The 26,286-nt window shown below is 71.9% G+C and carries 25 protein-coding genes; 12 read left to right on the forward strand and 13 right to left on the reverse strand.

Features of this window, described 5'->3' with window-relative positions; all coding sequences use genetic code 11:
- Nucleotides 1-13: 13 nt before the first annotated feature.
- The 5 genes from BLW76_RS29130 to BLW76_RS29150 form a co-directional block, all read right to left on the reverse strand.
- Nucleotides 14-1,108, reverse strand: a complete 1,095-nt coding sequence (locus BLW76_RS29130; protein WP_091313272.1) for an RICIN domain-containing protein — start codon at nucleotides 1,106-1,108, stop codon at nucleotides 14-16.
- A gap of 84 nt (nucleotides 1,109-1,192) precedes the next feature.
- Entirely contained in the window at nucleotides 1,193-3,073 is a 1,881-nt protein-coding gene (locus BLW76_RS29135; protein ID WP_091313275.1) for a glycoside hydrolase family 127 protein, read from the reverse strand.
- A gap of 30 nt (nucleotides 3,074-3,103) precedes the next feature.
- Nucleotides 3,104-3,907, reverse strand: coding sequence for a carbohydrate ABC transporter permease (locus BLW76_RS29140; RefSeq protein ID WP_091313277.1), 804 nt, complete (start codon nucleotides 3,905-3,907; stop codon nucleotides 3,104-3,106).
- The gene (locus BLW76_RS29145) at nucleotides 3,904-4,830 is read right to left on the reverse strand and encodes a carbohydrate ABC transporter permease (RefSeq protein WP_091313280.1); all 927 of its coding nucleotides are present in this window, start codon (nucleotides 4,828-4,830) and stop codon (nucleotides 3,904-3,906) included. Before BLW76_RS29145 ends, BLW76_RS29140 begins: the two co-directional genes overlap by 4 nt.
- Before the next feature lie 2 nt (nucleotides 4,831-4,832).
- The gene (locus BLW76_RS29150; RefSeq protein WP_091313283.1) at nucleotides 4,833-6,140 is read right to left on the reverse strand and encodes an ABC transporter substrate-binding protein; all 1,308 of its coding nucleotides are present in this window, start codon (nucleotides 6,138-6,140) and stop codon (nucleotides 4,833-4,835) included.
- 177 nt (nucleotides 6,141-6,317) lie between these two features.
- Here BLW76_RS29150 and BLW76_RS29155 point away from each other — a divergent pair, with 177 nt between their 5' ends.
- Nucleotides 6,318-7,349 carry a LacI family DNA-binding transcriptional regulator gene (locus tag BLW76_RS29155; protein ID WP_091313286.1) on the forward strand — a complete coding sequence of 344 codons (1,032 nt, stop codon included), beginning with the start codon at nucleotides 6,318-6,320 and terminating at the stop codon, nucleotides 7,347-7,349.
- Between the two features lie 24 nt (nucleotides 7,350-7,373).
- Here BLW76_RS29155 and BLW76_RS29160 read toward each other — a convergent pair whose 3' ends face one another.
- The 3 genes from BLW76_RS29160 to BLW76_RS29170 form a co-directional block, all read right to left on the reverse strand.
- Entirely contained in the window at nucleotides 7,374-7,988 is a 615-nt protein-coding gene (locus tag BLW76_RS29160; RefSeq protein ID WP_143060703.1) for a hypothetical protein, read from the reverse strand.
- Entirely contained in the window at nucleotides 7,888-8,937 is a 1,050-nt protein-coding gene (locus BLW76_RS29165) for a hypothetical protein (protein WP_143060704.1), read from the reverse strand. Before BLW76_RS29165 ends, BLW76_RS29160 begins: the two co-directional genes overlap by 101 nt.
- Before the next feature lie 136 nt (nucleotides 8,938-9,073).
- Nucleotides 9,074-10,960 carry a ricin-type beta-trefoil lectin domain protein gene (locus tag BLW76_RS29170; RefSeq protein ID WP_091313293.1) on the reverse strand — a complete coding sequence of 629 codons (1,887 nt, stop codon included), beginning with the start codon at nucleotides 10,958-10,960 and terminating at the stop codon, nucleotides 9,074-9,076.
- 138 nt (nucleotides 10,961-11,098) lie between these two features.
- On the opposite strand from BLW76_RS29170, the gene BLW76_RS29175 reads away from it, so the two are divergent.
- Genes BLW76_RS29175 through BLW76_RS29185 form a run of 3 tightly spaced genes read left to right on the forward strand, consistent with a single transcriptional unit; the run spans nucleotide 11,099 to nucleotide 12,480 of the window.
- Complete coding sequence (locus BLW76_RS29175) at nucleotides 11,099-11,257, forward strand: ribbon-helix-helix protein, CopG family (protein ID WP_091313296.1); 159 nt, start codon at nucleotides 11,099-11,101, stop codon at nucleotides 11,255-11,257.
- 1 nt (nucleotide 11,258) lies between these two features.
- A complete protein-coding gene (locus BLW76_RS29180) occupies nucleotides 11,259-11,603 on the forward strand; it encodes a VOC family protein (protein ID WP_091313298.1) in 345 nt (114 codons plus the stop codon).
- 1 nt (nucleotide 11,604) lies between these two features.
- Nucleotides 11,605-12,480, forward strand: a complete 876-nt coding sequence (locus BLW76_RS29185; protein WP_091313300.1) for a class I SAM-dependent methyltransferase — start codon at nucleotides 11,605-11,607, stop codon at nucleotides 12,478-12,480.
- Here BLW76_RS29185 and BLW76_RS29190 read toward each other — a convergent pair.
- Complete coding sequence (locus tag BLW76_RS29190) at nucleotides 12,434-13,045, reverse strand: TetR/AcrR family transcriptional regulator (RefSeq protein WP_091313302.1); 612 nt, start codon at nucleotides 13,043-13,045, stop codon at nucleotides 12,434-12,436. The two genes, BLW76_RS29185 and BLW76_RS29190, sit on opposite strands and share 47 nt — an antisense overlap.
- Nucleotides 13,046-13,099: 54 nt before the next feature.
- On the opposite strand from BLW76_RS29190, the gene BLW76_RS29195 reads away from it, so the two are divergent.
- On the forward strand, nucleotides 13,100-13,750 hold the full coding sequence (locus tag BLW76_RS29195) for a class II aldolase/adducin family protein (RefSeq protein WP_091313304.1): 651 nt from the start codon (nucleotides 13,100-13,102) through the stop codon (nucleotides 13,748-13,750).
- Entirely contained in the window at nucleotides 13,747-14,688 is a 942-nt protein-coding gene (locus BLW76_RS29200; RefSeq protein ID WP_091313307.1) for a carbohydrate kinase family protein, read from the forward strand. Before BLW76_RS29195 ends, BLW76_RS29200 begins: the two co-directional genes overlap by 4 nt.
- A 132-nt stretch (nucleotides 14,689-14,820) precedes the next feature.
- Here the strand turns inward: BLW76_RS29200 and BLW76_RS29205 are convergent, their stop codons facing one another.
- The gene (locus BLW76_RS29205) at nucleotides 14,821-16,269 is read right to left on the reverse strand and encodes an FAD-dependent oxidoreductase (protein WP_091313308.1); all 1,449 of its coding nucleotides are present in this window, start codon (nucleotides 16,267-16,269) and stop codon (nucleotides 14,821-14,823) included.
- A gap of 1 nt (nucleotide 16,270) precedes the next feature.
- Complete coding sequence (locus BLW76_RS29210; protein WP_091313311.1) at nucleotides 16,271-17,173, reverse strand: AurF N-oxygenase family protein; 903 nt, start codon at nucleotides 17,171-17,173, stop codon at nucleotides 16,271-16,273.
- A 107-nt stretch (nucleotides 17,174-17,280) separates the two neighbouring features.
- On the opposite strand from BLW76_RS29210, the gene BLW76_RS29215 reads away from it, so the two are divergent.
- The gene (locus BLW76_RS29215) at nucleotides 17,281-18,825 is read left to right on the forward strand and encodes an adenylate/guanylate cyclase domain-containing protein (RefSeq protein ID WP_091313313.1); all 1,545 of its coding nucleotides are present in this window, start codon (nucleotides 17,281-17,283) and stop codon (nucleotides 18,823-18,825) included.
- Between the two features lie 114 nt (nucleotides 18,826-18,939).
- Here BLW76_RS29215 and BLW76_RS29220 read toward each other — a convergent pair whose 3' ends face one another.
- A complete protein-coding gene (locus tag BLW76_RS29220) occupies nucleotides 18,940-19,953 on the reverse strand; it encodes a zinc-dependent alcohol dehydrogenase (protein ID WP_091313315.1) in 1,014 nt (337 codons plus the stop codon).
- 80 nt (nucleotides 19,954-20,033) lie between these two features.
- On the opposite strand from BLW76_RS29220, the gene BLW76_RS29225 reads away from it, so the two are divergent.
- The 3 genes from BLW76_RS29225 (at nucleotide 20,034) to BLW76_RS29235 (ending at nucleotide 24,333) form a co-directional block, all read left to right on the forward strand.
- On the forward strand, nucleotides 20,034-20,642 hold the full coding sequence (locus tag BLW76_RS29225) for a TetR/AcrR family transcriptional regulator (RefSeq protein ID WP_091313318.1): 609 nt from the start codon (nucleotides 20,034-20,036) through the stop codon (nucleotides 20,640-20,642).
- The gene (locus tag BLW76_RS29230; RefSeq protein ID WP_091313320.1) at nucleotides 20,639-22,261 is read left to right on the forward strand and encodes a CocE/NonD family hydrolase; all 1,623 of its coding nucleotides are present in this window, start codon (nucleotides 20,639-20,641) and stop codon (nucleotides 22,259-22,261) included. Before BLW76_RS29225 ends, BLW76_RS29230 begins: the two co-directional genes overlap by 4 nt.
- Nucleotides 22,262-22,392: 131 nt before the next feature.
- The gene (locus BLW76_RS29235; RefSeq protein WP_091313322.1) at nucleotides 22,393-24,333 is read left to right on the forward strand and encodes a DNA/RNA non-specific endonuclease; all 1,941 of its coding nucleotides are present in this window, start codon (nucleotides 22,393-22,395) and stop codon (nucleotides 24,331-24,333) included.
- 4 nt (nucleotides 24,334-24,337) lie between these two features.
- On the opposite strand, the gene BLW76_RS29240 is transcribed toward BLW76_RS29235, so the two are convergent.
- Entirely contained in the window at nucleotides 24,338-24,994 is a 657-nt protein-coding gene (locus BLW76_RS29240; RefSeq protein WP_091313324.1) for a GntR family transcriptional regulator, read from the reverse strand.
- Between the two features lie 46 nt (nucleotides 24,995-25,040).
- Here BLW76_RS29240 and BLW76_RS29245 point away from each other — a divergent pair, with 46 nt between their 5' ends.
- Complete coding sequence (locus BLW76_RS29245; protein WP_091313328.1) at nucleotides 25,041-25,463, forward strand: VOC family protein; 423 nt, start codon at nucleotides 25,041-25,043, stop codon at nucleotides 25,461-25,463.
- A gap of 70 nt (nucleotides 25,464-25,533) precedes the next feature.
- Nucleotides 25,534-26,274, forward strand: a complete 741-nt coding sequence (locus BLW76_RS29250) for a zf-HC2 domain-containing protein (protein WP_091313330.1) — start codon at nucleotides 25,534-25,536, stop codon at nucleotides 26,272-26,274.
- The last annotated feature ends 12 nt before the right edge of the window (nucleotides 26,275-26,286 follow it).

Here is a 26,286-nt window from a genome sequence, read left to right on the forward strand (position 1 = left end):
CCGATCCGGGGATTCAGAAGAGGAACGAGCCGTACGGGCCGGTGAGGATCCCGTTCTTCTGGCTCTGGCTGAAATGCGTGTTCGGGTAGTCGTAGAACGACGCCGACATCGGCGTCCCGTCGGTCGAAGTGGAGTCCGGCAGGCCGAAGGCGTGGCCGAGCTCGTGCACCATGCCGCCGTACCACCGGTTCATCGGGCCGTTGATCCCGGCCGCGCCGTCGGCGTCGTGCTGGCAGAGGATCACCCAGCCGTTGCCGCCACCGCCGCCCGCGCCCTGGCCCTCGGCGATGACCTCGCCGACGTTGATCCACCGCCGGTCGCCGTCCTTCACGTCGAACCGCCGCGTCAGCTCCTGCTGCATGTTGAACACCGCCCACCAGTAGCGGTCGCCGCCGTTGGGCGTGTTCTCGTACCAGCTCTTCACGTGCTCGCCGGTGACCACCTGCACGACGGGCTCGTTCAGCCGGAACGTCTTGCCCAGCTCCTGCCGGTAGTACCGCTGCGCCTCCCGCATCACGTTCGCGATGCCGTCCGGGTAGCGCTGGTCGAAGGGCACGTCGGACGGCCGCAACAGCCACACCCGCACGGTCTTCTCCGGCGGGACCTGCGGGTCACCGCCACCAGACTGGTAGCCGGGCAGCCGCCAGGCGCTCGCGCTCGCACACGGCAGCTGGACGAGTGCGTTGTTCACCGGCGTGACGCACTTGCCCGAACCGACCGCGACCAATCTGAAAGCGCTTTCCACAGCCTGCAGCCGAAACTGCTGGTTCGTCCCGGAGTGGCACGCGTACTGGATCACCGCGGCGTTGTCCGCAGTGGACGCACCGTAGATGTCCACACAGCTGCCCGAGGTGAACGTGCCGACGGTGTAGCTGTCACCGGACACCGGGGTGAACCGGAACGACTGCCCGGCGCCGGACGTGCAGCCCGCCTGGGTCAGCTGCACGGCACTGTTCCCGTTGGGGACGGTGGCGCACTGGCCGTTCGAAGAGTTGACCACCGTGCTGGTGAACGCGGTCGCCGCCTGCGCGGCGCCCACGGAGAGCAGGCCGGCCACCAGGCAGAGCACCACGGCGGCCGCCAGCCGGAATACCAAAGGACGCGTCATCGGGTCCTCGCAATCTTCCGTTTTGTGAGCGTTAACAGGTCACGGCTGGGTGCGCTCCCGAATGCCGACCAGGGGGTGGCGGAACTACTCGGTGGCCACCGGGATCCACACCCGCATCGGGCCGGGTTCCCGGTTGCCCCACAGGAAGTACGGGACGGCGGTCAGCTCGACCGGCTCGCCGGTCACCCCGGCGCCGCCGCCGTACAGCTCGTCCGACGCGGGAACCTCGACCCGGCCGCGGGCGGTGAGAGCCACCGGCACCTCGGGCAGCGAGACGTCCGACAAAGCGCTCACCGGGTCGATCCGCACGTCCTCCAGGACCACGCCGGACGGCAGGTCGGCCTGCTCCAGGCAATAGACCAGGGGCCCGCGGGTGACGGCGACGCAGCCGCGCACGGCGTCGATCCGCGGGTGCGGCCGGACGACGCGGGCGGGCATCGGCAGTTCCAGGGTCACGGTGGTGCCGCCCGTCCAGTCGCGCCGCACCTCCGCGTAGCCGTCGCGGACCTCGGCGGGCACGCCGTCGATCAGGGCGCCGTCGGCCCAGCCGGGGACACGCAGGGCGAGCATGAGCGGGGTCGCCGTGGTCACGGTCAGCTCGACGCGGCCCGCCCACGGGTACCGGGTGCGCGTCTCGACGCGGACGTCGGCACCGTCCACAGTGGTCTGGATCGTCCCGGCGGTGTACAGGTGCACCTGCAGCCCGCCGGGGTCGGTGGTGGCGACGTAGCCGGACAGCGACGCGATCAGCCGGGCGATGTTCGGCGGGCAGCAGGCACAGGAGTACCACGGCAGGCGTCGCGACGGCGCGTCTTCGTGCGAGCCGTCGTGGCCGGTCCGCAGGTGCAGCGGGTTCGAGTAGAAGAAGTGCGTGCCGTCGAGAGCGGTCGACCCGGCGATCGCGTTGTACAGCGCGCGTTCCATCTCGTCGGCGTAGCGGCCCTCGCCGGTGGCCAGCAGGAGCCGCCAGTTCCACTGGAAGCTCGCGATCGCCGCGCAGGTCTCGCCGTACGCCCGGTCGGGCGGCAGCTCGTACGGGTCGCCGAACGCCTCGTCGCGGTGGCGGGAGCCCTGGGCGCCGGTGAGGTAGGTCTTGGCGCCGAACGCGTCGGCCCACAGCCGGCGCGCGGCTTCCAGCAGGCCCTCGTCCCGGGTCTCGACGGCGACGTCCACGACGCCGGCCAGCAGGTAGAGCTGGCGCACGACGTGCCCGGCGACCTCGTCGGCCTCGCGGACCGGCACGTGGTCCTGCAGGTACCGGGGGCCGAACCGCTCGCCGTTGAGCAGGCCGCGGCCGCGCAGGTCGAGGAACCGGGCCGCCAGGTCGAGGTACGGCCGGTGCCCGGTCACCCGGTACAGCTCCACCAGGGCCGTCTCGATTTCCGGGTGCCCGTCGACGTCGTCCACCGTGCCGAACCGCTCGACGATCAGGTCCGCGAACCGCCGGGCGACCGTGACGAGCTGGGCCCCGACCCCGGCCCGGGCGGCGGCCACCGCGGCCTGGATCAGGTGGCCCGCGCAGTACAGCTCGTGGCTCCAGTGCAGCTCCCGCCACTTCAGCTCCGGCTTGTCGACGCCGAAGCAGGAGTTCAGATAGCCGTCGTCCTCCTGGGCCTTGGCCACCAGCGCCGCGGTCGTGTCGAGGAAGGCGCGCAGCTCGGCGTCGCCCGGGTCGCGGCCTAGCTGCCAGGCGGCGGCTTCGAGGGTCTTGTAGACGTCGGAGTCGGAGAACCACATGTTGCGGCGGTCGCCGTCGACCTCGCCGGTGACGCGGCGGAGGTTGTCGAGCGCGCCCGCCGCGTCGAGCTGCTCGACGCAGTGCGGCAGGGTGCGGCTCGCGTTGCGCGCCTGCCAGCCGCCCAGCAGGCTGTCCGGTGCGAAGGCGGCCGCGCCGAGGAACAGCGGCCGCAGCGCCGACTTCGCGGCGGACGTGGGGTGGACGGGCCCGAGGATGCGTTCGGTCATCGAGGTGCTCCCTGTCAGCCTGTGGATGTCTCAGCCCTTGAGGGCTCCCGAGGTGAAGCCGCGGACGTAGTACCGCTGCAGGACGAGGAAGACCGCCACGCACGGCAGGGCGGAGACCACCACTCCCGCTTGCAGGGCCCCGAAGTCGACCGAGCCGAGGCTGCCGGACTGGAGGTTGAACAGGGCGACCGGCAGGGTGAACTTCTCGCCGTCGGTGAGGAAGATCAGCGGGGCGACGAACTCGTTCCAGGCCGCCAGGAACGAGAACAGCGCCACCGTGACGACGCCGGGCAGGACGCCACGCAGCAGCACCCTGCGCAGCGCGCCGCCGATCGAGCAGCCGTCGATCAGCGCCGCCTCCTCCAGCTCCACCGGCAGCGCCTCGAAGGAGTTGCGCATCATGAACAGGCCGAACGGCAGCTGGAGCACGGCCATCACCAGGCCCAGGCCGAGCAGGGAGTTCTGCAGGCCGAGCCAGCCGAGCAGGATGTAGAGCGGGACCAGGATCGTCGTGTAGGGCACCATCAGGATGGCCAGGGTGACCAGGAACAGCAGGGTGCGCCCGGGGAAGGCGAGCCGGGCCATCGCGTAGCCGCCGAGCGTCGTCGCCACCACCGTGACGCTGACCGCGACCAGGGCCACCACCGTCGTGTTGAGCAGGTAGGTGCCGAGGCCGCTGCCGTAGTCCGCGAGCCGCCGGTAGTTGTCGGTGCCGGAGTCGCCGGCCTCCCGCCCGGTCAGCGACGAGTACAGCGTCCACAGCAGCGGCAGGAGGAACAGCACGGCCAGCGCGGCGCCGGTGACCCCCGCGCCCGCGGCCCGGAGCCGGTTCACTTCCCCTCCCGGCGGATCAGGCGCAGCTGGGCGACGTTGAGGACGATGAGGACGGCGAGCGTGGCCACCGAGACCGCGGCCGCGCGCCCGAGGTCCTGGGACAGGAACGCCTCGCGGTAGATGTCGATGACGACCGTGGCCGTGTCGTGGCGGCCGCCGGTGAGGATGAAGAACTGGTCGAACGCCAGCAGCGAGCCCGTCAGCGACAGCACCATCGCCAGCGCGAGGGTCGGCCGCAGCAGCGGCAGCGTCACCCGCCACAGGATCTGCCACGGGTTCGCGCCGTCGATGCGCGCGGCCTCGTACAGCGCCGGGTCGATGCTCTGCAGGCCGGTCATCAGGATGAGCATGTAGAACCCGGCGAACCGCCAGGTGATCATCCCGACCGTCGAGGCGAGCGCGTTCCCGCCGGAGCCGAGCCAGTCCACCCGGCCCAGCCCGAGGAACTCGACGACCTGGTTGAGGGCCGACGAGTCGGTGGTGAACAAGCCGTAGAACAGCAGCGTCGTCGACGCGAGCCCGACCACGCTGGGCAGGAAGAAGACCGTGCGGGCGAGGCCCGTGCCCCGCCGGTTGTGCTGCACCAGCAGCGCCAGCCCGAAGGCCACGAGGCTGAGCACGAGGGTGGTGACCAGCGTGTACTTGAGCGTGAACCACACCGCACGAAGGAACAGCGGGTCGCTCAACGCGTCGAAGTTCCCGACGCCGTTGGGGTACGAGGCGCCGACCAGCGGCCAGTGGTTGACCGACATCCACAGCATCAGCCCGAGCGGGACGACGAAGAAGACGGCGACCAGCACGGCCATCGGAGCGGCGTAGGCGATCCCCAGCCGGCGGCGGCCGCGGGCGATCGAGCCCCGGCGGCGGGGTGCCGGCGCCGGGGACTCCGGCGCCGACACCCGCGGGGGAAGCAGCGACACCATGATCAGCTGCCGCCGGCCAAGGAATCGGTGACGGCCGCGTTGTGCTGCTTCAGGATCGATCCGACGTCACCGCCGCCGAAGACGGTGTCGATCACCGTCGACGTCCAGGGCCCGTTGGTGTCGTTGAACGTCTTGCCGAAGTTCACCGAGATCGGCGTCTGGCCCTCGCTCGCCAGCCGGTTGAACACGCCGAGCCGAGGGTCCTGCTTGGCGTAGGTGTTGTCGGCGAGGTCGGACCGGACGGTGATGTTCTTGCTCTTCGCGACGACGTCGACCTGGGCCTGGTCGGACAGCGTCCAGGCGATGAAGTCCCACGCGGCCGCGGCGTGCGTGCTGTTGCTGCCGATGCCGATGACGTCCCCGCCGACGAACGACGAGCTGCCGCCCTTCAGCCCCGGGATCGGGGCGACGCCGACCTGCAGGTCCGGCCCCTCCTTCATGCCCTGCAACGCCGTCGCGCCCATCGGCTGGATGCCGATCCTGCCGTCGAGGAACGACTGCGTCCACGTCGGCCCGGACTCGTTCTTCGCCGACGCCGGCACCGCGCCGTCGGCGTAGAGCTGCCGCAGCCAGGAGTAGACCTGCGCCGCCTGCGGGCTGTCGAGCGTGGCCGCGGTCCCCTGCTCGTTGAGCACCGTCCCGCCGGAGGCCCAGATCATCGGCCAGCTGGTGAACAGCTGGCAGCCCGGGCAGGCGCCGCCGAAGAAGTAGCCCTTGACGTCCCCGCCGAGCGCGGCGATCTTGCGGGCGGCGGCGCCGAGTTCGTCCAAAGTGGATGGCGGCTTCGCCGGGTCGAGGCCGGCACGGGTGAACAGGACCTTGTTGTAGAACACCGCGGACAGGTCGATGTCGTGCGGCACCGCGTAGTGCTTGCCGCCGGACGTGGCCGCCTTCATGTGCGCCGGGGCGAGGCTGCCGGAGAACGGCAGGTGGGCCACGCGGGCGGTGACGTCGAGGAACAGGCCCTTGGCCGCGTAGTTCGGGGCGTAGACGACGTCGGCCGCCAGCAGGTCCGGCAGCTGCTTCGCCCCCGCCGCGGTCCCGACCTTCTGCTGGTAGGAGTCGGCCGGGAAGACCGTCAGCTTGACCTTGTTCCGGTGGCTCGCGTTGTAGGCGTCGATCAGCGTCTGGCTGAAGGTGGCGGTCGGCGAGCGGGTCCACATGGTGATCGTGGTGCCGTCGTCCGCGGCGGCGGTGTCCCCCGCCGCCGCGCCGGACGGGCCGCTCTGGCAGGCCGCGACGAGCAGCACCCCGGCGACGGCGGCTGCGGCCCGCCCCCACCGTGCCCTGGTTCGGATGTGCGAAGTCATCGACTCTCCTCTCGGGAGGCCGCCGCCTGCGGGTGTCGAAGAAGCCAGACCGGGAAACTTTCAGAAACCGGTTGCCGACTCAAGCTAGGACTGTTGGATCAGCCCGTCAAGGGACCATTTGCCGTAGACATGCGGGTTACGCTGGGTCGCGGGCGGGCACGGAGGTACTGTGCCACCATGCCCCCGCGGAAACTTTCGGAAACTCCCGGCACCGTTGCCAAGCCGGCCACGATCAGCGAGGTCGCGCTGCTGGCCGGTGTCTCGGTCGGCACCGCGTCGAAGGCGCTCAACGGCCGCGGGTCCCTGCGCGCGGAAACCCGTCAGCGGGTGCTTTCGGCGGCCGAGCAGCTGGGTTTCCAGCCCAACCGCGCGGCCGTCACCCTCAACTCGGGCCGCACCTACACCGTCGGCATGATCACCACCGACACGATCGGCCGGTTCAGCATCCCGCTGATGATGGGCGCCGAGGACGCCCTCGGGGCCGGCGAGATGTCGGTGTTCCTCTGCGACGCCCGCGACGACCCGATCCGCGAGCAGTACTACCTCCGCACGCTGCTCTCCCGCCGGGTCGACGGCATCATCGTCACCGGCCGCCGGACCCAGGCCCGCCCGCCGATCGGCGCGGACCTGCCGATCCCGGTCGTGTACGCGTTCATCAGCTCGACCGACCCGCACGACTGCTCCGTCGTGCCGGACGAAGCCGGCGGCGCGCGGAATGCCGTCGAGCACCTGCTGGCCACCGGACGGCGCCGGATCGCCCACATCACCGGCCCGGAGCGGCACCACTCGGCGACCGTGCGCGCGGTGGCCGCCGCCGAGCGGCTCGCCGAGGCCGACCTGGAGCCCGCGGGCGGCCCGATGTTCGGCGAGTGGAGCGAGGCGTGGGGCCGGCAGGCGGTCCGGATGCTACTGGGCGCGGACACCGCGTTCGACGCGATCTTCTGCGGCAGCGACCAGATCGCCCGCGGCGCCGCCGACGCGCTGCAGGCGGCCGGCCGCCGCGTGCCCGGCGACGTCGCACTGGTCGGCTTCGACAACTGGGACGTCATGGCACTGGGTTGTCAGCCGCCGCTGACGAGCGTCGACATGGAACTGGAGGCGCTCGGCCGGACCGCCGCCGGGATGCTGCTGGCGGCGATCAACGGCGAGCCCGCCCCCGGCCGGCACCTGCGGCCGTGCCGGCTGGTGATCCGGGAGTCGACGACCTAGTACGGCGGCACCCGCAGCACGTCACTACCCGAACTGTCCATCGAGTTCGGCACCGGCCTGCTCCAGTGCCTCTTTCGCCGCAGCGTCCTGTCGTTCGAGGAAATTCGACGCGGAGATCAGGTAGTCACCGACACCGGCGACCTGTCCTGCGGTTTTCTCGAGGGCTTCCGCCAGCAGAATGCGGTTGGCGTTCCAGAGGTCCCACGGGCCGGTCCAGCCGATTCCTATCCCCATGCCCCCGCCGATCTCCGGACGTTCCAACGCCGAACTCGTGGGGAGGATTTCTCGCAGGGAACCCGCTATGTCGTGCAGGTCTCGGGACAGCTCGTCCGCGAAGATGCTTCCCGCTTTGCGAAGCCGGTCGAATTCGACCTTGATGTCGACATCGGACGCCGTTGCGGGTGCCGTGTCGCCGCGGATGTTGCCGGGCTTCAGCGTGAACACCGTGGAATAGGACTTCTGCTCCGCGTTGTATACCGTGGTGCCACTTTCGAAGTGACGCTGAGCGACCTGCAGCATGCTGATACACACGCCTTCGTCACCCTCGAGTGCATCCTGAAGGCAGTTCTCCTGCCTGCCGTACAGTGCGGTGCGAACCTGCCCCAGCACGTGTTCGGTACTTCCGCTGGTGATGGTCACGCCGCGCACCCGTCAGGGCGATCCCGGCGGCGGTCACCCCGATCCCCACCGGTGTGGGAACCTTCAGGAACCCGATGGACGCCAGGAGGTAGCCGGCGCCGTGGATCAGGTCCTTGAGGTCGGTCGCGCCGGGCCTGCCGGACAGTCGCTGGGTGGCGTACCAGCCGATCTCCATGACGCCTTGCCGGGCGTTCTGCCACATGTTGCCGAGGCCTTCCAGCTGGGCCGCCAGCATCTCGGCGAAGACGGCCAGATTCAGGAAAGTCCCTTGCAGCGGGATGACGAACAGGTCGATCGGGCCGTTGATCTGCGGTGCCCACATTCTTCCCGGCGGGCCGGCGCTTTCCCCGGGACTGTACGTGCCGATCAAACCCAGGCTGCTGCAGGCCAGGTAGTACGACTCACCTTGGCAGTTCAGGACTTCGAGTTTCCTGATCGCGTCCCGGACCCGGTCGGCCGCGTCCCAGAAGTTCCGCTCGTCGGGTATCTTGCCGACATCGGCCCAGGGACGAAAAGTTTCCTCTATCTGCTTGTACCATTTCCGGTACAAGCCGTGGAAAGGGAACCCACCCGGGCCCGGGTCGTCCGCCCAGGCATCGAACGTCTCGCCCGTGGGTTTTCCGTAGACGTCCTCCACCGTGATCGTCCCGTCCCGGCGGCCGGTTCGCGTCTCCGGGATCGCGGGCAGGCGGTAGTGGTTCCATTCCGGGGGCGGCTCCGGCGTACTGGCGTAGCCGGCGGGATTTTCACTGCGATAGGTACTGCAGGCTCCGTCGCTGTGATACGGAGACAGGAAATATCCTTTCTCCATGGTGCCGGAACAACAGGGTGAACCACTGTTACCCCGCAAATGGTATTCGATTGCGTTGGCGGCCGCCGCGCGGGTGAGTCCCCATTTCATCGCCGCGACGCCGTCTGCCGTGAAATACTCCCGCCGATCACCGACCATGCCCGCGCCTCCCGGATCCCCCCGGCAAGGCCGACGACTGGGCCTCGCCTCATCCCGACAGTTCGCAACGTACCACCGGCGTGCGCGTGGCGACACGCGTTCCGCCAATCCGGGTTTCGGGGAAACCACCGCCGTTTCAGCGCCGGGTCCACCGCTGGTTGGCGCCGCCGCCGCAGGTCCAGAGGATGAGTTTCGTGCCGTTCGCGGTGACCGCGCCACTGGCGTCCAGGCACAGCCCGGACACCGCGTTCGTGACGGTCCCGTTCGCGGTGAACGTCCACTGCTGGTTGCGCTGGCCGTTGCAGTCCCAGACGACCACCGCGGTGCCGTTCGCCGTCCCGCTGTTGTAGGCGTCGAGGCACTTGGTGCCGTTGACGACGAGCTGGCCGCGTGACGGCACCCAGGTCTGGTTCGGGCCTCCGGCGCAGTCCCACAGCTGGGCCTGGATCCCGTTGGCGATGCCGTTGTCGTTGACGTCGACGCAGCGGCCCGACTGCGCGCCCACCACCTCGACCCCGGCCGTGCCCGGGAGCGGAAGGACGGCAATATCGGTGACCTGCGGTGCAGTGCCCGAGAACGTCAGGGAGTTCGTCCCCTTGGCCAGCGAGACCACCGCGGAGACGGTCTTGGCCGCTCCCCCGGTCGCCGGGAACGCGACGACGGTCGGCTGCTGGCCGTTCACCGCGAGGGTCGCGGTCTGCGTGGTGGTCGCGTTGTAGGTGAAGGTGGCGACGGCCAGCCCGGTGGCGCCCGCGGTGATCGTCGTGCCGTGCGCGGCCGCGGCGTCGGTGCCCTGGACGGTCAGCAACACGGAGTCGTTCGCCGGGACGGTGACGCCGTAGCCGGTGGCGAAGCCGCCTTTGTCGGCGGCGGCCCAGACGTTGCGCACGGTGGCCGCGGCCGGCGTCAGGCCGAGGTCGGCCCAGCGGACGTTCACCGTCGCCGCCGAAGACGTCCGGTTGAGCAGCACCACCGCGCGCCTGCCGGATCCACTGAGGACCTTCGCATAGACCTGGAGCCCGGCCGCATCTTCGGCGACCTTGACTCCCTGCAGGCCGCGCGGGTCCTGGTCGACGGCGACGACCTCCCGGTTCGCCAGGATCGCCCTGGTTGCCGCGCTCATCGTCGCGAGGTTGTTGCCCGCCAGCAGCGGCGCGCCCGAGACGGACCACAGGCTCATCTCGGTGCGCGCCTGCGCGTCGGTGAGGCCGGGCATGCCGACGGTGAGCATGTCGGGGTCGTTGACGTACCCGGTGTGCTGCGAAACCGCGTGCTGCGCCTGGTCGAAGTTGGTCAGCACCTGGCCGAGGGTCGCGCTCTGGCCGTAGTAGATGATGTCCGTGCTGGTGCGCCACATCGGGGCCGTCCCGGCGCCCCAGTTCCACGGGTTCTTCTTGCCCCAGTTGCAGATCGACAGCGTGAGCGTGCGGCCCGTCTGCGCGGTCGCGGCCTTGTTGGCGTCGCTGATCGCCTGGTAGGTGCTCTTCGGGTCGAGGCCCTCGGCGTCACCGCCGCACCAGTCGACCTTGACGAAGTCGAAGCCCCACCGCTGGAACTGCAGCATGTCCTGCAGGTAGTGGCCTTCGCTGCCGCTCCCGGGCGCCGCGGGCCGCCCGGTCGGGAAGTAGTAGCCGCAGCCGTCGCGGCCGGCGTCGGTGTAGATCCCGGCCTTGAGTCCCTTGCCGTGCAGGTAGTCCGCGATCGCTTGCATCCCGCCGGGCCATTCGGCCGTGTCGACGGTGATGTTCCCGGCGCTGTCACGGGTGCCCTGCCACCAGCCTTCGTCGATGTTGACGTAGCTGTACCCGGCGTCCTTGAGGCCGCTCGACACGAGCGCGTCGGCCTGCGCCTTGATGGTGTTGTAGTCGATCTTGGCGGCAAAGGTGTTCCAGGACGCCCACCCCATGGCCGGCGGCGGCACGGCGACCTCGTCGGCGGCGGTCGTGCTCGCCGCGGCGGAGCCGACCCCGGGAACCACTCCGGCGACCAGCAGGAAGGCGGACAGTCCGAGGCGCAGCTTCACGGCATCGCTCCGGTTTCGTCGTCGAGGATTGTTAGCGCTAACACTCTCGGGGTGGATTGTCGGCCGCCCACGGTGCCGCGTCAAGCGCCGGACAGCGGGACTTGCCTACTTAGCTTGCTAGCATGCTAGCCTCGGGGTGTGGGCGATGACGACGTCAAGCAGTTCAACGTGTACCTGCCGATCGGCCTGATCCGGCAGGTCAAGCACCGGGCCATCGAGACCGAGCAGTCGCTCTCGGCGCTCGTCGCCGAAGCGCTGCGCGCCTACCTCGAATCCGATCCCGAAGAGGAGCACTGACATGACGACCGAGGGCGTCGAGGCGATCTACCTGGAGACGCACAACTGGGGCAAGGCGGCCAAGTTCTTCCGAGCACTGGGTTACGAGGTCGAGTTCGCCACCGACCACAACTCCGGGCAGCTGCGCAACGGCGACGGCCCCTGGCTGTTCATCGCCGAGGTGCCGGAGAGCCGGGAGCCGCGGACGCAGGTCGTGTTCAAGGTCCCGGACGCGGACGAGTTCGCGGCAGACGACATCGTCGAGGTCGTCACGCCGTTCGAGGAAACCCATTACGGGACCAGGGAAATGACCGTCCGAGACCCCGACGGACGGACGTGGACGCTGTCGGCACCGAGGAAGGCCTGACGTGCCCGCACCGGACAGCACGGCGGTGCGCACCGCGTTGTGGCGGGCCCTGCACGTCGCGGTCGACGAGCCGCCCCACGTGTTCGCCGACGAGCTCGGCCTGCGGCTGGCCGCACCCGGCGACGGCTGGCGGGACCGCGACGACATGGACATCGCGACCGCCGGCCGCTACCGCGCCGGCATGGTGGCGCGCGCCCGGTTCGTCGAGGACCTGGTCGGCGAGCAGGCGGCCCGCGGTGCCGGGCAGTACGTCGTTCTCGGGGCCGGGCTGGACACGTTCGCCCAGCGCCGCCCGGAAATCGCGGCCCGGCTGCGGGTGTTCGAAGTGGACCAGCCGGGTCCGCAGGCGTGGAAACGCGCGCGCCTGGACGAACTCGGCCTGGGCGAGCCGGACTGGCTGCACTTCGTGCCGGTCGACTTCGAGACGACGTCGTGGTGGGACCGGCTCACGGCCGCAGGCTTCGACCCGGAAGTCCCGGCGGTCGTCGCGTCGACCGGCGTCAGCATGTACCTCACGAAGGAGGCCAACGCGGAGACGCTGCGCCGGATCGCCGGGTTTGCGCCGGGGTCCACGGTGGCCATGACGTTCCTGCTGCCGGCCGAGCTCCTCGACGAACCCGAGCGCACCCGGCACCGCGCGACGGCAAGCCGCGCGGAGGCGGCGGGGACGCCGTTCGTCAGTTCCTTCGCCCCTGCGGAGATCCTCGAAATGGCCCGGGAAGCCGGGTTTCGCGAATCCGTCCACGTGTCGGGCGCGGAGTTGAACGCGCGCTACTTCGCCGGGCGCGCCGACGGGCTCCGGGTCGTGCCGGGCGAGGAGTTCCTCGTCGCTACGGCCGGGGCAGCTGCCCGAGGTACGCCCGCAGCATCGTCTTGACCGGCTCCAGCAGCTCCGGCGCCCCGTCGCCGCGGAACACCTCCTGGATCACCGCGTCCGCGGCGAGGAACGCCGTGCGGCAGGCGACCGCGGCCGCGTAGTCGTCGGGCAGGAGACGCTGCGCCACGAGCACGCGGTGCACCCCGGTGGCCATCACCCGCTTGTGCGCGCGGTCGGCCTCCCGGGTGCCGTCGGTGAGACCGCGGCCGAACCACAGCGCGCGGAAGCCGGGCTCCGCGCGGTAGAGCCCGGCGAACGCGTCGACGAGCAGGCCGACCGGGTCCGGCCACGACTCGCCGGCCGCCTGCTCGGCGAACGAGTCCATCAGGCTCTCCAGGCGGGCGAGGTAGACCTCGCCGAGCGCCTCGGTGATGGCTTCGCGGTCCGGCAGGTACTGGTACAGCGCGCCCACCGAGACGCCGGCCTCGGCGGCGACCCGGGTCGTCGTCAGCGCTTCGACGCCCTCCTCGGCGAGCAGGCGGTCGGCGGCCGCGAGCACCTTGGCCAGCTTCTCCCGCGAGCGCGCCTGGCGCGGCACCCGGCGCAGCCTGCCCTCGGTCGTCATCCGCTCCCCAAACCTGAACGTGACTTTGTTTCGGGTTTATCCTAGCCTCGGCGCATGACAGTGGCGAGTTCAGCGCTCGGCGAGGCGCGGCGGTCGGTGGCGAGGGCCTGTCACGGGCTCGCCGGGGAAGGCCTGCTCATCGGCAGCGCGGGGAACGTGAGCATGCGGGTCGGCGACCACGTGGCGGTGACGGCGACCGGGGTCGTGCTGGGCCTGGCCACGGCCGACGACGTCACGATCGTCGACCTGGACGGCACCGTGCTCGACGGCGACCGGGCCCCGACCTCGGAACTGGAGCTGCACCTGGGGATCTACCGACGGCACGGCGCCGGCGCGGTGGTGCACACCCACTCGCCGCAGGCGACCGCCGTCTCGCTGGTGCTCGACGAGCTGCCGTGCGTGCACTACCAGCAGCTGGCCCTCGGCGGCGCGATCCGGGTCGCGCCGTTCGCCGTCTTCGGGTCGGCGGAGCTGGCCGCGGAAACCCTCACCGCGCTCGAAGGCAAGGCCGCCGCGCTGCTGGCCAACCACGGCGCCGTCACCCACGGCCCGACGCTCGAAGCCGCGGTTGACAACGCGCTCCTGCTGGAGTGGGCGTGCGGCCTGTACGTGCGGGCCGCGACGCTCGGCGCGCCGCGCGTCCTGGACCCCGCCCAGCAGGAAGCCGTCGTCGCGGCGGCCGTGAGCCGGGGGTACGGCCGATGACGCAGACGGTCGTCACGCTGGGCGCGCACGTGTTCGACGTGCAGGTCCGGCCGGTCGAGGCCATCCCGGCGGGTCAGGGCGCGACACTGGTCGAGCAGATCCGCTTCGGGCCGGCCGGCACCGCCGCCGGCACCGCGGTCACCCTGGCCAAGCTGGGCGCGGCGGTCCGCACCGCGGGCGCGGTCGGCGCCGACCCGATCGGCGACCTGCTGCTGGCGATGCTCGCCCGCCACGGCGTCGACACGTCGCTGGTGCTGCGCCGCGCGGACGTGCAGACGTCGGCGTCGGTGCTGCCGATCCGCCCGGACGGCAGCCGGCCCGCGTTCCACGTGCCGGGCGCGAACCTCACGTACGAGCCGTCGGACGCCCCGCACGAGGAGATCGCCCGAGCGACCCACCTGCACCTGGGCGGCCCCGAGCTGATGGGCGGCGAGAAGGCCGCGAAGATCCTCGCCCCGGCGCGCGCGGCCGGCGTGGTGACCTCGGCCGACCTGCTCGCCCCCGGCGATCCCGGCGTACTGGCCTGGCTCGAGCCGGCATTGTCCTCTTTGGACTACCTGCTGCCCAACGAGGACCAGGTCCTCGACCTGACCGGCGCCGCCACCCTGGAGGAGGGCGCCCGCGCGCTGGTCGGCCGGGGCGTCGGCTGCGTGGCGGTGACGAGGGGAGCCCGCGGCGCCTTGGTGGTGACGGCGGCGGAGACGTTCGCCGTCCCCGCATTCGCCGTCCCGGTGATCGACACCACGGGCTGCGGCGACGCGTTCTCGGCGGGGTTCCTGCGTGGCGTCGGCCTCGGCCGCCCACCACGCGACGCCGCGGTACTCGGCTGCGCCGCGGCGGGCCTGGTGGCCCAGGGGCTGGGCACCGACCACGGCGAGTTCGACCTCGCCGCAGCCGACACCTTCGCGGCGGCGACCCCGGTGCTCGCGATGGCCTGAAAAGCCGGCCGCGCCCTCCCCCGACGCGACTCACCCCTTCGAACACCTCCCATGTCATGAACGACTCTTTCATGACGCCGGACGTCAGGAAAGAGTCGTTCATGACGTCCGCCACCCGCCCCCGGCCACACCTCACACCCGGCCGAACAACCGCGCCCCCACGGTCCGCCGCCGCATCGGCAACCGGCCCGCCACCGCGTCCTCCAGCAAGGACCCCACCGTCTCCCGGGCGCAGGCCTTGTTCGCCCCGATCCCGCCGGACGGGCCGCGCTTGATCCACCCCGCCACGTACACCCCCGGCCGCCCTTCCACGCGGCCCGCGTCGTTCGGGATCACGCCCGCCTGCTCGTCGAACGGCAGTCCCGGCAGCGGTGCCCCGCGGAAGCCCGCCGCCCGGACCACGCGGCCGGCCGGGATCTCGACGTCACCAGTCGCCACCACCGCGCGCACCTCCGTGTCCCCCGCGAAGGCCAGCGGCGCCGAATGGAACCGCAGCACGATGCGGCGTCCGTCCGGCGGCGGTGCCGACCAGTCCACCCGCTCACGCGGCACCCCCTGCAGCCACGCCGCCTTCTCCCCCGGTGCCGCCCCGTCGATGGCCTCCGCCACGCCCGCGTGCGCGTCCACCACCAGGCCGCCGCGGGCCGCCAGCTCCAGGAGTTCCGGCCGCGTGTACGCCGCCGCCTCCGGGCCGCGGCGGGCCAGCAGCACCACTTCGCGCACCTTGGACGACCGCAGCCGCGCCCGCACCGACGGCGCGACCGCCAATGACTCCGGATCCGCCGTCAGGATGCGGGCGATGTCCAATGCCACGTTGCCCATGCCCACCACGACGACCCGCTCGGCGGAGAGGTCGGGCGGCGCCACGTCCGGGTGACCGTTGTACCAGCCGACGACCGCCGCGGCGGGCAGGCTGCCCGGCAGGTCCTCGCCCGGGACGCCGAGGCGCCGGGCCTCCGTGGCGCCGACCGCGTAGATCACCGCGTCGTGCCGGTCGGCCAGGTCCGCGCCGGCCGCGACGCCGAGCCGCAGCCGCAGCCGCGGGTGGTCGTGGAACCGCGCGAACGTTTCGCCGATCTTCTTCGTCGACGGGTGATCCGGCGCGACGCCGTAGCGGATCAGGCCGCCGGCCACCGGGAGCCGGTCGACGAGCGTCACGCGGGCGTTGGTGTGCAGCAACAGGTCTTCGACCGCGTACATCCCGGCCGGGCCGGTGCCGACGACGGCGACGTCCAGCGACGCGAAGTCGCTCGGCAGCACCCGCGCGAACGACGGCGGCGCCCACCGGTGGAAGTTCGGCGCCGCCGAGACGTCGGCGAGCACGTCCCGGCCCGCGTAGTACTCCGCGTTGAGCTGCTCGTACGCCCGCAGCCGCCCGGTCAGTTCACCGGCCGGGAAGATCGCGTCCACCGGGCAGGCGTCGGCGCAGGCGCCGCAGTCGATGCAGGTGGCCGGGTCGATGTAGAGCAGGTCCGTGGTCCCGAAGTCCGGCTCGTCCGGCGTCGGGTGGATGCAGTTGACCGGGCAGACCGACACGCAGGACGCGTCGGCGCAGCAGGTCTGGGTGATCGCGAACGCCATGTCAGATCAGGTTCGCGCGCTTGTAGAACCACAGCGACGGCCGGGTCAGCAGCCCCGCCGAGTGCAGGAACTCCATCAGCCCGGAACAGCTGGAGCGCAGCATCGACTTGTGGTGCTCGTTGGCCTTCGCCTCGCGCCGCGCCCGCTTGCCGTCGAGGCCGGCGTTCTCGTAGACCTTGCCGTTCACCATGCTCGTCACGATGAAGTACGACGCGATCGCGACGACCAGGCCGTTGACCTGCCGCCGCAGCCACCCGGCGCCGCGCAGCCGCTCGCGGGTCTCCTCGCGGGCGAACTTCATGTGCCGCGACTCCTCGACGACGTGGATGTTGTTGATGGTGCGCACGAACGGGACCACTCGCTCGTCGCGCATCCAGTCTCGCTGCATCACGTCGAGGACCTCTTCGGCGACGAGGATCGCCGCGTAGGCGGCTTCCCCGGTCGCGGTCGCCTTGAAGACCCGGCCCAGCTCGACGACGAACCGGCGCGGCCGGTAGGCGGGTGCCCGCAGCTTCGCCGCGCCGCGGGCGAACATGATCGAGTGCCGGCACTCGTCGGCGATCTCGGTCAGCGCCCACTGGAACGCCGGGTCGGTGGGGTCCTTGGCGTAGAAGTCGCGCAACACCATCTGCTGCAGGATCATTTCGAACCAGATCCCGGTGCTGGCCACCGACGCCGCCTCGTGGCGGGTCAGTTCGCGCTGCTGCTCCGGAGTCATGTCCGCCCAGTAGGAGGTGCCGTAGAGCGTGCTCCACTCCGGGCTGGCGCCGTGGTAGTCCGTGTCCAGCGGCGTCTCCCAGTCGACCTCCTTGACGGGGTCGTAGGACAGCTGCTCCGACGAGTCGAGCAGCCGGCGCGCCACGGTCTCCCGGTCCGACACGCCCGATTCGCTGATGCTCGTCACGACCGACCTCCTCGTCAGGTGTTACTCAGGTTCACTGTTACCAACCGTAACACATACTCGGAAACCCGTCTGCGGGCAGTTCGGTGAACGACCGTACACTCAAAACGGTGAAACAGGGACGCTCCCCGGCGGAGCCGTTCGGCTCCGGCCTGCTCGGGCCGCTCGACCAGCACGCCACGGCGTTGCGCCGACGGGTCCAAGGCCTGCTCACGGCCGCTTTGATCGCCACCAACGTGATCGGCGCGCTGGTCGTCGTCGGGCTCGCGGCACTGCTCATGCCGGCGCCGGGGATGTCCGGCGAACTGGTGCGCCTCACCGCGGTCGCAGTACCCGTGTACGTCGTTTCCGCTGTCGTCGCGGGCGCGCTGTGGGGCACCCGCGGCGCCCTCCGGACCCTGCGCTGGGCGGCCGACGGACGCCGGCCGACCGACGCCGAACGCGCGGCGAGCCTGCGCGTCCCGTTGCGGCTGACGTACGTCCAGGCCGTGTTGTGGGGCATCGCGACCCTGGTCTTCGGCGGGCTCGCGGCGCTGGTGCAGCCGGCCGTCGCGCTCACCGCGTGCCTCGTGGTCGCCTTCGCCGCGGTCGTCGTCTGCGCCATCGCCTACCTCTTCGGCGAGTTCGCCTTACGGCCGTACGCGGCGCTGGCGCTGGCGGGCACGGCGCCGGCGCGTCCGGTCAGCGGCGGCGTCAACCGGCGGATGCTGCTGTTCTGGTGCCTGGGCACCGGGGTGCCGGTGGCCGGGCTGGTCGTCACCGCGGTGCTGGCCTGGGTGCGCGGCGACGTCTCCACCACGAAGCTCGCGGTGTCGGTGATCGCGCTCGGGCTGGTCGTGCTGTGCTTCGGCCTGCTGGTCACGGTGTTCACCGCCCGCTCGGTGGTCAACCCGATCGCCTCGGTCCGCGACGCGCTCGGCCGCGTCCGGGCCGGAGACTTCGCCGTCGAGATCCCGGTCTACGACGGCACCGAGCTGGGCCTGCTGCAGGCGGGGTTCAACGACATGACGGCCGGGCTGGCCGAGCGCGAGCGGCTGCGCGACCTGTTCGGCAGGCACGTCGGCCACGAGGTGGCGGTCGAGGCCATGCGGACGTCGACGGAGCTGGGCGGCACGGTCCGGACGGTGTCGGTGCTGTTCGTCGACCTCGTCGGCTCGACGGCGCTGGCCGCGAGCCGCCCGCCGGAGGAGGTCGTCGGGCTGCTCAACCGGTTCTTCGCGGTGGTGGTCGACGAGGTCGACCGGCACCACGGCCTGGTCAACAAGTTCGTCGGCGACGCGGCGCTGGCCGTGTTCGGGGCGCCCGCGCCGCTCGCGGACCACGCGACCTGCGCGCTGGCCGCGGGCCGCGCGATCGCCCGCAGGCTGGCCGCCGAGGTCCCGGACGGCCCGGCCGGCATCGGCGTGGCCACGGGCGACGCGGTGGCGGGCAACGTCGGCGACCCGCGCCGCTTCGAGTACACGGTGATCGGCGACCCGGTCAACGAGGCGGCCCGGCTGACCGAGCTGGCCAAGAACGCACCCGGCCGCCTGCTCGCCTCGTGGACGGCCGTGGAGTCCGCGGCCACGGAAGAAGCGGCCCGGTGGATCGCGACCGAGGACGTCACCCTGCGCGGACGGAGCCGGCCGACCACCCTCGCGTCGCCACGCGCCTAACCGCCCCAATGTGGCGTTCGGTGCATCCAACGCACCCAATGTGGCGTTCGGTGCATCCAACGCACCCAATGTGGCGTTCGGTGCGTCCAACGCACCCAATGCCACATTGGGGCGTTAGCGGTGTGGGTCGATGTGGATCTTGGGGCCCGCGCCGCCGGTTCGCTCTCCCCCGAGCACCGCTCCGACCTCGCCCAGCCCCACCGTCGCCGCCACGAGGGGGCGGGGGTCGACCGCGCCGGTCGCGTACGCCTCGATCGTCTCCGCCAGCCCCGGCGAACCCGACAGCACCCCGACCGCCGTGACGTCCTTCAGGACCAGCGATCGGGTGTCGAGGCCGCTCGGCTGCCCGGACAGTCCGATGTAGACGACCCGGCCCGCCGGCTCCACCAGCTCCACCGCCAGCGACGGCGACCCCGCCGCGCCGGTGGCGTCGACGACCGCGTCGAAGGGCAACGAGGGCAACGTCTCCCGGGTCCACGCGTTCGCGAACCCGAGGCTGCGGGGGAAGTCGAGCGAGCCGACGCCCATCAGGTGCACCTCGGCGCCCGCCGCGCGCAGGAACATCGCCGTGAGCAGGCCGATCGTGCCCGGGCCGAGGACCAGCGCCCGGTCCCCCTCGCCGACGTCGGCCGCGCGGGCGGCGCGCAGGGCGTTGCCGCCCGGCTCGACCAATGCGCCGAGCACCGCGTCCACAGAGGACGGCAGCGCGTGCAGCGACCACGCCGGCACCGCGAGGCGTTCGGCCAGCGCGCCGGCCCGGCCGCCGCGGATGCCGACCTCCTGGCGGCTTTCGCAGGTGTGCTGGTGACCGCGGCGGCACCGGCGGCACGTCCGGTCGCCGAGCATCGTGTCGCCCATGACCCGGCGGCCGAGCCAGGCCGGGTCCACGCCCTCGCCCACGGCCGTCACCGTGCCCGCCCACTCGTGGCCGAGCCGCATCGGGTACGCCGAGTGCCCCTGGTGGAGGTAGGCCATGGCGCCGGTGAAGAACTCGACGTCGGTGCCGCACACGCCCGCGCGTTCGACGTCGACGACGACCTCGCCCGCGACGGCCCGCGGCGCGGGGACCTCCTGCACCGAGCACTCGCCCGGCCCGGTGAGCACGAAGGCCCGCATGGTCGATGACATGGCCGCATCCTCGCATCCCCCGCGCCGCCCACGTTACCGAACACTTGCTATTTTCTTGACACCTGTCCATTATCGACCAGGTGGCCGACGACTGGACGACCGAAGCGCCCGCCAAGGACCGGCGGGTGCGCCGGTCACGTGCGGCCCTGATGCGGGCCGCGGTCGAGCTCGTGTCCGAACGCGACTCCACCGCCGTCCCCGTGTCCGAGATCGCCGAGGCGGCGGACGTCAGCCGCCAGGTGCTCTACCAGCAGTTCGGCGACCGGGACACGCTGCTGCTGGAGGCCGCGCTCGACCTCGTCCGGCGCGAACTGCTCGGCGAGCTCGCCGACCTCGCGGTCCCCGACGGCGAACGCGCGTCGCTGCTGGCGCTGGGCCGGCACTTCGCCCGGTACCGGCGCTTCTACCGCGCGCTGCAGACCGGGGCGTCCGCCTACGCCCTCAACAAGGCCCTGACCGGCCTCTTCCTCCCGTTCAACCGGGAGAACCTCGAGCGCGCGCTCGGCGGCCGCCTCGACGCCGAGGGTGTCGAGGACCTGGCCACCTTCCTGACCGGCGGGGCCGGGGCGTTCGTCACCACGTGGGTCGTCGACGGGCCGGACCCGCTCGACCCGGAAGAGTTCGCCGACCGGCTGCAGCGGATGCACTCGGTCGTCACCGCGATGATCACGAAGGAGGCCGGCCGATGATCAGCCGTCTTGTCGAACGCCTGCTGAAGCTGCCCGCGCCGGCCACCCGGCACCTCGTCGTCCGGCGGGACCTGCGCGTCCCGATGCGCGACGGCGTCGCACTGCTCGCCGACCACTGGGCGCCGCGCGCCGGCGGGGACGGGCTCCCGACCGCGCTGGTGCGCACGCCCTACGGCCGCCGGGGCGCGTTCGGCGCGATCCTGGCGCGTCCGCTGGCCGAGCGCGGCTTCCAGGTGCTGATCCAGAGCACCCGCGGCGGCTTCGGCTCCGGCGGCGTGTTCGACCCGCTGCGGCAGGAGCGCGAAGACGGCCTCGCGACGGTGGACTGGGTGGTGGCGCAGCCCTGGTCCGGCGACGCGATCGTGCTCGTCGGCGCCAGCTATCTCGGGTACGTGCAGTGGGCGGCCGCCGACCGCCTGCCGCCGCAGGTGAAGGCGATGGTCCCGCAGGTCACCGAGTCCGGGCTGACGCTGGAGTTCCTGCGCGAGGACGGCCTTTCGCTGGAGACGCCGTTCGGGTGGGGCGTCCAGGTCGCGACCCAGGAACGCCGCTTCGCGCTGCTGCGGCAACGCACCCAGGCGAAGAAGCTCCGGCAGGCGCTGCACACGCTGCCACTCGCCCAGGCCGACGTCGTCGCCATCGGCCACCGCTCCGACTACATCCAGGACATCCTGGTCCACCCGGAGACCAGCCCGCGCTGGGCCGAGATCGACCACCGCAGCCGCGTCGCGGACGTCACCGTCCCGGTCAGCTCGGTCGCCGGCTGGTACGACATCTTCCTGCCCGGCCAGCTGCGCGACTTCCGGACACTGCAGGACGCGGGACGGCGGCCGCGCCTGGCGGTCGGGCCGTGGACCCACGCCGGCCGCGACAGCCTGCTCGGCAGCACGGGCAAGACGCTGCGGGAGGCCCTGGAATTCGGGCTCGCGCACGCCCGTGGCGAAGAACCGCCGGAGCGGGCCCCGGTCCGGCTGTTCGTCATGGGCGAGGAAGCTTGGCGCGACTTCGCTTCCTGGCCGCCGGAAGGCTATGCGCCGCAACGATTCCACCTGCAGGCCGGGGGCACGTTGGCCACGGACGTACCCGGCGAGTCCGCGCCGGACCGCTACCGCTACGACCCGGCGGACCCGACCCCCGCGGCCGGCGGCGTGCGCATGGCCCCCGACGCGGGCCGGGTGGACAACGCGGCGCTGGAAGCGCGCGCCGACGTCCTCACCTACACCACCGACGTGCTCGGCGAAGACGTCGAAGTGATCGGGGACGTGCACGCGGAAATCTGGTTCCGGTCGAGCCTGCGGTTCGCCGACGTCTTCGTACGGCTCTGCGACGTCGGCCCGGACGGCCGTTCGGTCAACGTCTGCGACGGCCTCACCAGCCTGCGCGAGGCGGACGAACTGGCCGCCGTCACGGTGCGGCTGTGGCCGACGGCGCACCGGTTCAAGCGCGGGCACCGCATCCGCGTCCAGGTCTCCAGCGGCGCTTTCCCGCGCTACGCCCGGAATCCCGGCACCGGCGAGCCGCACGCCACCGCGGTCACGCTGCGCGCCGCGGACCAGGAGGTGCACCACGGCCCCGCGCACGCGTCGGCGATCGTGCTTCCCGTGCGTAATTCACGATGACGGAACCTATTCCGCGAAAATACCGCGAAGTGGAGTGAAAAAGAATTCCCGGCGACGCGCCGGAAATCGTGTAACGCGCTCTCCGGTGCCGCGACTAACGCGATGTTTCCAGCTTTTCGCGGGGAGGCATCGTGGACGTCAAGACGGACCGGCAGTCCGAACAGGAACAGGCCGCGGCCGCTCGGGCCGCCGAGCGGACCGAAGAGCGGCAGGAGAAGATCGCGTTGCTGCGCAAGCCCGGCGGGATCGCCGAGGCCGACGAGCCGAGCCGGGTCGCCACCCGGATCGACCGGCTCGGCCGCTACTACCCCGACGTCCGGCCGGTGAGCCCGGCGGCGATCGCGGCCGGCGACCCGGAAGCGATGACGGCCGCGGGTGCGATCCTCGAACGCATTGTCCTCACGAACGACCTGCTCGGCGTGGGCTACCTCGAAGGCGGGGTCGCGGCCGCGTCCGCGATCGGCCGGGTGAACATCCGGAACGCCCAGGGCAGGCTGGTCGGCTACGGCACGGGCTCGCTGGTGTCGCCGGAGCTGCTGCTGACCAACCACCACGTGCTGCCGGACGCGGCGGCCGCCGGGTTCAGCATCATCGAGTTCGACTACCAGGACGGCATCGACGGCCTGCCCCGGCCGGTGCGGGCGTTCGCGCTCGACCCCGACCGCTTCTTCGCCGCCGACCGCTCGCTCGACTTCGCGCTCGTCGCGGTGAAAGCGACCGCCGACGAGTTGCGGCCGTTCGGGTTCAACCGGCTGATCGGCAGCGAGGGCAAGGCGATCGTCGGCGACTTCGTCACCATCGTCCAGCACCCCGGTGGCGGCAAGAAACAGGTCGCGCTGCGGGAAAACCGCGTCGTCGACGTCCTCGAGAACTTCCTGCACTACGAAACCGACACCGAGCCGGGATCGTCCGGCTCGCCGGTGTTCAACGACCAGTGGGAGATCGTGGCGCTGCACCACGCGAGCGTCCCGGCGGCGGGCCGCGCGGAGTACGGCGGGTTCCTCAACGAAGGCATCCGGGTGAGCAAGCTGCTGAAGTTCCTGCGGGCACAGGCGTTCACGCCGGCGCAGCAGGCCCTGCTCGACCGGCTTTCCACCCGTCCCGAACGCGCGCTGCCGACGGCCGTCGCCAACGGCGGTGGTGGTGGCGCTTCGCCGGTGCTCACGCTGTCGATGCCGTTCGACATCCGGCTGCGGGCCGAGCCGGCCGCCGGGCGGATCGACCCGGACTACTCGAACCGGGCGGGCTACGACCCGGACTTCCTGCCCGGGCGCACCGTGCCGCTGCCCGGCCTGTCCGCGGAGCTCCTGCCGCTGGCGGCGATCAACCGGCAGGCGCCCGGCGAGCCGCGGTACGTCCTGCCGTACCACCACTTCAGCGTCGTCATGCACCGGGAACGGCGGCTGGCGATGTTCACCGCGGTCAACATCGACGGGCGCACCAGCCGGTCGTTGCGGCGCGAAGCCGACCACTGGTCGCTCGACCCGCGCGTCGCGGTGACCGAGCAGATCGGCGAGGAGATCTACCGGGCCAACCCCCTCGACCGCGGGCACCTGGTCCGCCGCCTCGACCCGGCGTGGGGCGCGACCGAGGCGGTCGCCCAGCTGGGCAACGACGACACGTTCCACTTCACGAACTGCTCGCCGCAGCACAAGGACTTCAACCAGAACAAGACGACGTGGGCCGGGCTCGAGGACTACGTGCTGAACAACGCGGACAACTTCGACCTGAAGGTCAGTGTGGTGACCGGCCCGGTGCTGGCCGCCGACGACGACCAGTACCGCGGGGTGCAGCTGCCGCGCCAGTTCTGGAAGGTCGTGGCGATGGTCAAGAAGGACGGGAGCCTGTCGGCGACGGCGTACCTGCTCAGCCAGGCGGAGCTCATCGAGGGCCTGGAGGCGGCGACCGAGTTCGACTACGGCGCGTACCGCACCTTCCAGGTCCCGGTCCACCGGATCGCCGAGCTGACCGGCCTGTCGTTCGGCGACCTGCCCGCCGCCGACCCGCTCGCCGGGCTGGAGTCGACGCGCCTGGCCCAGGAGATCCGGACGGCGGCGGACCTGACGCTGTGACAGGCTAGTCCGTCCGTCCACTGAGGATTTCGAACGCGTGGCGGCGGTGCTCGGCGAACAGCGCGAGCGCCGTCGCGCGGTCACGGGCCCGCAGCGCCGTCACGAGCTCGCGGTGTTCGGCGGGGATGCCGTCGAGGTAGCCGTCGGTGGCGACGCCGATCCGGGTCAGCAGGAACAGGTGCACCTGCGAACGGATCGCCTGCCACGCGTCCTGGAGCCGGCGGTGGCCCGCGGCGGCGTAGACGGCGTCGTGGAATTCGAGGTCGCACCGGACCATTTCGTGCTCGTCGATGGCGCGTTCCATGCGGCCCACCGCGGCGTCGATCACGGCCAGGGAATCCTCGCCGGCACGCTCGACGACGAGTTCGACGGCCAGCTGCTCGAGGGCGGCCCGCAGGCTGTTCAGCTCGGCGACGTCGTCGTCGGACAGGGCGGTCACCGTGGTGCCGCGGTGCCACTCGCTGCGGACGAGCCCCTCGCGCTCCAGCTTGAACAGCGCTTCCCGCACAGGTCCGCGGCTGACGCCCAGCGCCTCGGCGAGCTCGACCTCGCGCAGCTGGCTGCCCGGGGCGTAGACGCCGTCGAAGACCGCGTCGCGGATCCGGTCCGCGACCTCGTCGGCCAATCCGCGGCGGCGGGCGGGGACCACCGAACCACTCATGTCGTAATGTTAACATCCGGACAAGATCACCGTGGAAGGAGCCCCCATGACCCTGGCCATCCCCCGCTTCCACCTCGCCATGCCGGTCGGCGACCTGGCCGCCGCGCGCCGGTTCTACGGCGAGGTGCTCGGCCTCGAGCAGGGCCGCAGCGCCGAGACGTGGATCGACTGGAACCTGCACGGCCACCAGTTCGTGACGCACCTGGCGCCGAGCGGCCCGGAACGCGTCCACAACCCGGTCGACGGCCACGACGTCCCGGTGCCGCACTTCGGGCTGATCCTCACCGTGCCGCAGTTCCAGGCCCTCGCCGACCGGCTGCGCGCGGCGGGGACGGAGTTCGTGATCGAGCCGTACGTCCGCTTCGCGGGCCAGCCCGGCGAGCAGTGGACGATGTTCCTGCTCGACCCGGCGGGCAACGCCCTGGAGTTCAAGGCCTTCGCCGACGACGCCCAGGTGTTCGCGGTCTGATCCACCCGAACGGGCCGCCGGCGCTGGGTACCCGGTGTCACGGAGCGTGCCCGACCCCGGGGAGACCGCGATGGAACCAGCCGACGACCAGCCGGACGCCGTGCTGCTCGCCGCCCTGCGGGCCGGGGACCTCGACGCCGCCGGCCGGCTCTTCCGCCGGCACGCCGAGCCCCTGCGGCGGGCCGCCGGCGCCTGGTCGCGGCAGCCCGCCGAACGGGACGACCTGGTGGCCGAGACCTTCGCAAGGGTGCTGGCGGTCGTGCTCGCCGGCGGCGGCCCGCACGGCGACCTGCGGCCGTACCTGGTGGTGACGCTGCGCAACCTGGTGTCCCGCTGGAGCAGCCAGCGCAGCCGGATCGAGCTGCGCGCCACGGTCCCCGACGCCACCGCCGGCGGCGCCGACGAGCTCGCCCTGCACCGGTCGAACACGAGGTTGGCGTGGTCGGCGTACCGCACGCTGCCCGGGCACTGGCGGACGGTGCTGTGGCGCACCACGGCCGAGGGCGGCACCCCGACCGAGGTCGCGCCCTCGCTGGGGCTGTCGCCGAACGGCGTCGCGGCGCCGGCGATGCGCGCCCGCGAGGGCCTGCGGCAGGCCTACCTGCAGGTCCAGGTCCCCGAGCCGGAGGAGCCGACATGCCGCGAACCCCGCCGGCGCATGGGCGCCTGGGTCCGCGGCGCCCTCGGACCGCGCCGGGCGGGCGCGATCGCCGAGCACGTCGCGGGCTGCGGGGCTTGCAGGTTGGTCGCCCACGGTTTGGACGAGGCGAACCGCGAACTACCCGGCTCGGCGGCGCGGCTCACGGGGTGAGCGGTGGCCCGG

Origin of the sequence: Amycolatopsis tolypomycina (assembly GCF_900105945.1) — a bacterium.
In the GTDB taxonomy this organism is placed as follows: Bacteria; Actinomycetota; Actinomycetes; order Mycobacteriales; family Pseudonocardiaceae; genus Amycolatopsis; species Amycolatopsis tolypomycina.

Excerpts from the sequence above, each read along its gene's own strand:
- BLW76_RS29130 (WP_091313272.1), bottom strand. The coding sequence starts at position 1,108 with ATGACGCGTCCTTTGGTATTCCGGCTGGCGGCCGCCGTGGTGCTCTGC.
- BLW76_RS29135 (WP_091313275.1), bottom strand. The coding sequence starts at position 3,073 with ATGACCGAACGCATCCTCGGGCCCGTCCACCCCACGTCCGCCGCGAAG.
- BLW76_RS29145 (WP_091313280.1), bottom strand. The coding sequence starts at position 4,830 with ATGGTGTCGCTGCTTCCCCCGCGGGTGTCGGCGCCGGAGTCCCCGGCG.
- BLW76_RS29150 (WP_091313283.1), bottom strand. The coding sequence starts at position 6,140 with ATGACTTCGCACATCCGAACCAGGGCACGGTGGGGGCGGGCCGCAGCC.
- BLW76_RS29155 (WP_091313286.1), top strand. The coding sequence starts at position 6,318 with ATGCCCCCGCGGAAACTTTCGGAAACTCCCGGCACCGTTGCCAAGCCG.
- BLW76_RS29165 (WP_143060704.1), bottom strand. The coding sequence starts at position 8,937 with ATGGTCGGTGATCGGCGGGAGTATTTCACGGCAGACGGCGTCGCGGCG.
- BLW76_RS29180 (WP_091313298.1), top strand. The coding sequence starts at position 11,259 with ATGACGACCGAGGGCGTCGAGGCGATCTACCTGGAGACGCACAACTGG.
- BLW76_RS29190 (WP_091313302.1), bottom strand. The coding sequence starts at position 13,045 with ATGACGACCGAGGGCAGGCTGCGCCGGGTGCCGCGCCAGGCGCGCTCG.
- BLW76_RS29195 (WP_091313304.1), top strand. The coding sequence starts at position 13,100 with ATGACAGTGGCGAGTTCAGCGCTCGGCGAGGCGCGGCGGTCGGTGGCG.
- BLW76_RS29200 (WP_091313307.1), top strand. The coding sequence starts at position 13,747 with ATGACGCAGACGGTCGTCACGCTGGGCGCGCACGTGTTCGACGTGCAG.
- BLW76_RS29205 (WP_091313308.1), bottom strand. The coding sequence starts at position 16,269 with ATGGCGTTCGCGATCACCCAGACCTGCTGCGCCGACGCGTCCTGCGTG.
- BLW76_RS29220 (WP_091313315.1), bottom strand. The coding sequence starts at position 19,953 with ATGTCATCGACCATGCGGGCCTTCGTGCTCACCGGGCCGGGCGAGTGC.
- BLW76_RS29230 (WP_091313320.1), top strand. The coding sequence starts at position 20,639 with ATGATCAGCCGTCTTGTCGAACGCCTGCTGAAGCTGCCCGCGCCGGCC.
- BLW76_RS29240 (WP_091313324.1), bottom strand. The coding sequence starts at position 24,994 with ATGAGTGGTTCGGTGGTCCCCGCCCGCCGCCGCGGATTGGCCGACGAG.
- BLW76_RS29245 (WP_091313328.1), top strand. The coding sequence starts at position 25,041 with ATGACCCTGGCCATCCCCCGCTTCCACCTCGCCATGCCGGTCGGCGAC.
- BLW76_RS29250 (WP_091313330.1), top strand. The coding sequence starts at position 25,534 with ATGGAACCAGCCGACGACCAGCCGGACGCCGTGCTGCTCGCCGCCCTG.